Consider the following 6,211-nt stretch of genomic DNA (forward strand, 5'->3'; position numbering starts at 1 on the left):
ATATAAAAAAAGAAATAGAAAACGTAGGCGGCCGAGGAAACCCTTGTTAATACCACTTACTCAGTGGGGGGAAGCTATTTCCTGGGTTTTATCTTTTCGCATACCCACAAAAGAGAGCTTCAGTTCCCGAAGAATCCCCTCCTCGTACACACCTTACCATCGCCATAATCTGTTTCCCGTTTTGATCTTTTCCCCGTACCGATATGTTGGAGACAGCGACATGGAATGAATGGCTGCCATGGTCAGGCACAGTGCTTGCCATTACCCGAGATTCCTCGCGGCGCTATTCTTTCATCCTGTTGTTACCATTTCTACATAATTTATCTCTATGGCTTGATGTCAGTGTTCTTGTTAAACACCGCTTGCTCGGAATGACAGGGGGGGAAGGTCGCCGCTGGCGACCGAAGAACCCCCCGGTCAATTCCCCCACTGCTGGAGAAAGAAAGAAGTACTACCTGTCAGATTCCTCGCGGCGCTATTCTTTCACCCTTGTGTTACCATTTCTACTTCATTTATCTTTATGGCTTGATGTCAGTGTTCTTGTTAAACACCGCTTGCTCGGAATGACAGTGGGGGGAGGTCGCCGCAGGCGGCCGAAGAATCCCCTGGTCGACCACACAAACTCCCTGAACCCTTTCTTTTGCTATGGCCCATGAACGGCCAGTCGCCAATGCCAACATTTTAAAAAATAACACCCCGAATGATAACACAGAAGCCACCCTGCTTGTTGCCGGAGCAAGAATGAAGCATTTCAAAAATACAAGCGGTAAAGGGCCCCCAATAATCTTTTACAAAAATATAAAGGATAAATGAAGTCGATGATGAAATGATTAAGAGTAAGGTAACAGTACAAAAAGCTACATACAGCCGGACAATAACAAGTTAACAACCGGATTTGAGGAAGTGTATTCATACTGATGGGCGCCAACAATGAAGAAAAAAACACCCTTCCAGATTCCCCTGATAATAAAACAGTCAAAATCAATTTCTGGAACGAACTCTCCGGTTCCATCGGGGACCTGGGGATACTGCTCCCTTATGTTCTCGGGGCGATAAATCTGGTTGGCCTGAATCCGGCCGCCATATTTTCCTGCTTCGGCCTTTTTTATATTTTCTGTGGCTGGTTTTACAGAATACCAATGGCCGTTCAACCGATGAAAGCTGCTTCAGCAGCGTTGCTGGTTCATAATCTCACCGCGGGGGAAATGGCTGCAGCTGGCCTGATAATCGGGGCATCGTTGCTGATATTGGGTTTGACCGGCCTCATCGATTTCATAGCCCGTGTCACCCCACGGAGTGTGGTAAGTGGCATTCAGGTTGGCCTGGGGGTGTCACTGGCCTCCCTGGGAGTAAAGATGATTTCCACGGAACCGTTGATCGGCTGGATTATTCTTGTTTTGATACTCCTTCTATTGAGAAGCAGGCGTCTCCCGGCAGCAATCATAGCTCTTGCCGCGGGGATCGCCCTGAATTTCATTCTTCATCCCGACCTTTCCCTTCCTTCCATCTCCATCGCCTTTCCAACCCCGGCTCTTGCATGGCCGAAGCTTGCAGATTTCAACCGCGGGTTTTTGCTGGCAGCCCTGCCGCAGCTACCCCTGACCGTCGCCAATGCAGTGCTAGTCACCACGGTGGTTTCCCGCGAGCTGTATGGCGAACAGGCCACCAGAGTCAAGGATCGAAACCTCTGCCTGACCATGGGCGTTGCCAATCTGCTTTCCGCACCCCTGGGTGGCTATATGATGTGTCATGGCAGCGGCGGAGTTGCCGCACACCACCGCTTTGGCGGCAGGACAAGATATACTTCATACATCATTGGAGCTTTTCTGCTGATAACCGGCCTTCTTCTGGGAAGCGACGGAGCGAAGCTTCTGGCCCTGATCCCTGAAGCCGTGCTGGGTTGCCTTCTCTTCTACAGCGGGTTAGATCTCGCCGTTGCTGCCAAGTTCACCCCTTCCCGCCAGGATCTGTTTATCATTCTCGGCGTGGCTATCCTTTCCATAGCTACAAATCCTGCCATTGCTTTTATAGCCGGCTTCTTCGCTGCCAGAAGCATGGAAAAAGGATGGATAAAGATCTGATCCCGCGCGGCCATGGCCATGCCGTGGCTACCATGATCAAAAAGGCCGCGGTCAGATGCCATGAAAATACACCTCAGCGGCCCCTGTATGGTTTGCAATCCCTGATTCATTCCATCCTGAGATTGATAGTTCGGCCTGTTGCACCATCATTACAAGGTATGGGTAACCCACCCCTTCTTGTACATGATGCGCGCAGCCACGATCGAGATCACCGCCAGTATGGGTGCAAGGGCCCCGATGGAAAGTGTGGTAAAGGGGGTAATAGCCACCGCTATCAGCAACGGGGTTACCGCCAGTTTCCATTGTTTCATGATCCAGTAGATCCCCAGGCCGCCAAAAAGTGCCGGTAAAATATTCTCGAAAGCGGGGGCCAACGCCGGTGCACTCAACAATGGTGTCAACGGCACGATGGCCAACATACCCACGACTAGGATAACCGTCGTGACCATGGTGGAAATGGCTACCGAAATTGTGGAAATGATATCTCCTTCCTTGGTGGTGGGAGACACTCCCGCGACATCCATGCTCATGACCGCACAGGGCAATTTGAGGTTGCCAATGTTTCCGGAAACAAAGGAAAGATATGAGGCTCCACTGCCCAGCATGGGGGTGTAGGCCAGTACCTCCCCTATTGCTATTGGCAGAAAGATCACCGTGATATTGGCCATGCCCGAAATTATATTTTGCCAGGGAGGAAAGATACGATATTTAATACATACCAGCATGGGCACCGACATGATGATGATCAGTGCCAGTATCCCCGTAATACGTCCAAGGCGATGCATGCTGTTTTCAAAACTTTGCGCATTCTTTTCATCACCGCGTTTATCGATCATGTTTCCGGGCCTCCTTAAAATATTTTTGAAAATAAAATGGCCAATGCCATCCCCCCGATCATGCTGAAGGAGAGGGCAAAATTGTTCAACCATTCTATTTTCCAACGATCTATGACAATTTTGAGCAAGACCATGATCGCCGCACTGCTGAGGATGGTGGCAAGCGGTACACCACCCTTGACCAGCGGTTCACCGACAAAACCCGAGATCAGGCCAAAGAAAAGAGCTGTTACCAGGATCTTCCCCCACTCCGAATCTTTCTGCTTCACGGCTCCCATCTTGCCCAGATATTTCTTGAGGAAGAAGATGCATATCAGCAACCCCCAGATGATTCCCACGGTCATCACCCAGACCGAATTGGCAAATACCTCGGCGGTAAAACCTTCTCCCCCCAACCCGGTAATGCCCATGGAACGAGCACCTATATCGGCAGCCATCAGTTCATAGTGAACCGCGCCGACAACAGAAAGGCGTATCCAGGGAACAGGAAGGCCCAGGATAGGGGCCATGGCCATGAGCGACAGCAATATCGGCAGGGAAGGAACCACTGAAAAAACAGCGCTGGACTTGACCGCATTCCACATCACCTTCCGGTCAAGGCCAATTCGCTCCCCTTCTTTCCAGGCCGCCCTCAGAAATATCACAGCCTGAACCAGAACAAATATGACTACGAATGCTCCCATTTTGTACAGAAAAGAACTGTTGGCTATTTCCAGATAATCCTTCATCCACGAACCTCCCCCTTTCTTTGTTGCCGGGAACTACCCCCAACCCGGATTGCCGCTGTTTTTATTTTATTTCTGGACAAAGACCCGATTTCCTTCAGTTTCAAAACGGCGCTTTTGCCGGTAAAATGACCAAAACCTGTTGATGGGGGGTCAGCAAATCAACAAGTCGTTGCGTCGCAAAAAAAACGGCGCAACCCTTCTGGGGTCGCACCCGGTATGCCAGGATAAAGCAATACATATGCCTTCCCCGGCCTAACCCATCAGCTCGGCGGGAATATCAAAATTGGCATAGACATTCTGCACATCATCGTTATCTTCCAGCATTTCCATCAGGTCAAGGATGCGCCTGGCTTCATCGGGATCGGTAATATTTACCGTGTTCCGGGGCAACATCGTAACCTCTGCACTCTCGATGGATATTTCATGCTGTTGCAGGAAATTCTTGACTTCCTCGAACAGTTCGGGGGATGTTATGATATTGTAAACGTCATCCTCTTCCTGCAGATCATCAGCCCCCGCTTCAAGCGCAAGCATCATCAGATCATCCCCGCTGATCGACAATTTTTCCATTTTGACAGTAATGAAACCTTTTCTTTCAAACATCCAGGCCACACAACCGGATTCCCCCAGACTCCCGCCGTGACGGGAAAAATGATGCCTGATTTCACCCGCAGTCCGGTTGCGATTGTCGGTAAGGGCTTCAAGCAGGACTGCCACCCCGCCCGAGGCATACCCCTCGTAATTCACCTGCTCGTAACTTTCTCCTTCCTGGCCTCCCACGCCCCTCTGGATTGCCCGCTGGATATTGTCGTTGGGCATGTTGTTCTCCCTGGCTTTCTGCACGGCCAATCTCAGGCGAAAATTATTGTCGATATCTCCCCCGCCCTCCCTGGCAGCAACGATGATCTCCCGGGCCAATTTGGTAAATATCTTCCCTCTCTGCTCATCCACCCGTGCCTTGCGACGTTTTATATTTGACCATTTCGAGTGACCGGCCACCTAAAAATTCCCCCTTTCAAAAAGTCCCTCCCCCAGGAAGATGGTTCAACTTTGAAGGGCATCCTTCCTTCTTTTTTTTATTTCTACTGCGGATAGGATGCACTGACCAGTGTTTTCATGCCGCCACGGGGATTGAAATCGCCGGTAACGGTCATTGAAACCGGGGCCAGCAGTGCAACCAGGTCATCCAGGACGCGATTGACAACATCTTCCTGGATGATCCCGACCTGGCGGTACGAATTCAAATAGTATTTGAGCGATTTCAGTTCCACACACTCTTCATGGGGTACATAGCTTATGCGCAATTCCCCAAAATCCGGCAGCCCTGTCCATGGACAGACCGATGTAAATTCCGGAAAGATGATCTCAACATCTGTACGGCGCCCGGCATAAACATAGGGGATTTTCTCCAGCACCCCCCTGTCTATCTGCTCGGGTTTCAATACTGCAGGAAGACTTCCTGCACCTGAATTCTTTTGATTCTTGCGACTATCTTTCATCGGTGACAACACCTTCCTTTCGCGCCCAGCGGACGGTTAGATAACAGAATGGAGTATCGGCCAATGCCAATATTATTTTAACCAGATACTGACTGATAATCATGTTCACAAGCACTGCAGGGGCTACAGTCCCGGCAAAAGCAAGGGTAATAAAGATGACGGTGTCCAGGAATTGACTGGCAATCGTGGATAGATTGTTGCGCAACCAAAGGTGTTTTCCCATGGTCACCCGGCGCCAGAAAAGAAAAGCCCATACATCATGCAACTGCGAAACCAGATAAGCGGCCATGCTGGCAGCCACCATGCGGGGAACCGTTCCCAGAATGGTCTCGTAAGCATTCTGATTCCTCCATAGAGGAGATGGCGGCAGGAATTTTCCCAGTGTCAAGAAAGCAATCATCACCAGGCTCATCCATAGCCCCAACCAGACCAGGCGGTTGGCTTCTTTTTTACCCCATACTTCACTTACCGTATCGGTAATCACAAATGTGACCGGGTAGGCAAATACTGCCGCAGGAAGGATCAACTGCCCCCAGGAAAACAGTTTGCCGGCAATTATATTGGAAACCAACAGGCAGGTAACAAAGAGGGCCGTCAGGATTTGCAGTTTTTTTTCCAAGGATTGTTCACTCCGTGTTTTTTGTTAAGCAGGGTTGACTGCGACCTGCTGTAATACCATTTACATTGTTATTATAATTTATTTTTTGGGAAGAGAAAAGGAGTATCGCCGCCTGATGGGTACGTGGAAATGATAAAAACCGGGAAATAGCCTGCACCGACAGCAAGTGGGATGGAGGGGATTCTTCGGGAACTGAAGCTCTCTTTTGTGGGTATGCGAAAAGATAAAACCTAGGAAATAGCTTCCCCCCACTGAGTAAGTGGTATTAACAAGGGTTTCCTCGGCCGCCTACGTTTTCTATTTTTTTTTATATGTTGGCTCGGCGACTGGGCCGTTCATGGGCCATAGCATAAAGAACGGTTCAGGGAGTTAGTGTGGTCGACCAGGGGATTCTTCGGCCGCCAACGGCGGCCTCTGAATGGACAGGTAATACACTGTCCACATCACG

6 protein-coding genes are annotated in these 6,211 nt (G+C 50.0%); 1 reads left to right on the forward strand and 5 read right to left on the reverse strand.

What is annotated here, in order from left to right; genetic code table 11:
- Positions 1-917: 917 nt before the first annotated feature.
- The gene (locus GX364_03245; GenBank protein ID NLI69867.1) at positions 918-2,081 is read left to right on the forward strand and encodes a sulfate permease; all 1,164 of its coding nucleotides are present in this window, start codon (positions 918-920) and stop codon (positions 2,079-2,081) included.
- A gap of 149 nt (positions 2,082-2,230) precedes the next feature.
- Here the strand turns inward: GX364_03245 and GX364_03250 are convergent, their stop codons facing one another.
- The 5 genes from GX364_03250 to GX364_03270 form a co-directional block, all read right to left on the reverse strand.
- The gene (locus tag GX364_03250) at positions 2,231-2,917 is read right to left on the reverse strand and encodes a hypothetical protein (protein ID NLI69868.1); all 687 of its coding nucleotides are present in this window, start codon (positions 2,915-2,917) and stop codon (positions 2,231-2,233) included.
- Between the two features lie 14 nt (positions 2,918-2,931).
- The gene (locus tag GX364_03255) at positions 2,932-3,645 is read right to left on the reverse strand and encodes a DUF5058 family protein (GenBank protein ID NLI69869.1); all 714 of its coding nucleotides are present in this window, start codon (positions 3,643-3,645) and stop codon (positions 2,932-2,934) included.
- A 252-nt stretch (positions 3,646-3,897) separates the two neighbouring features.
- Positions 3,898-4,644, reverse strand: a complete 747-nt coding sequence (locus GX364_03260) for a YebC/PmpR family DNA-binding transcriptional regulator (protein NLI69870.1) — start codon at positions 4,642-4,644, stop codon at positions 3,898-3,900.
- 83 nt (positions 4,645-4,727) lie between these two features.
- Positions 4,728-5,144: an NADPH-dependent 7-cyano-7-deazaguanine reductase QueF gene (gene queF / locus GX364_03265; GenBank protein NLI69871.1), complete on the reverse strand. Its 417-nt coding sequence runs from the start codon at positions 5,142-5,144 to the stop codon at positions 4,728-4,730.
- Positions 5,134-5,763: a queuosine precursor transporter gene (locus GX364_03270; GenBank protein ID NLI69872.1), complete on the reverse strand. Its 630-nt coding sequence runs from the start codon at positions 5,761-5,763 to the stop codon at positions 5,134-5,136. Before GX364_03270 ends, queF begins: the two co-directional genes overlap by 11 nt.
- Between the last annotated feature and the right edge of the window lie 448 nt (positions 5,764-6,211).

Source organism: Bacillota bacterium, from assembly GCA_012518215.1.
In the GTDB taxonomy this organism is placed as follows: Bacteria; Bacillota; Dethiobacteria; order DTU022; family PWGO01; genus JAAYSV01.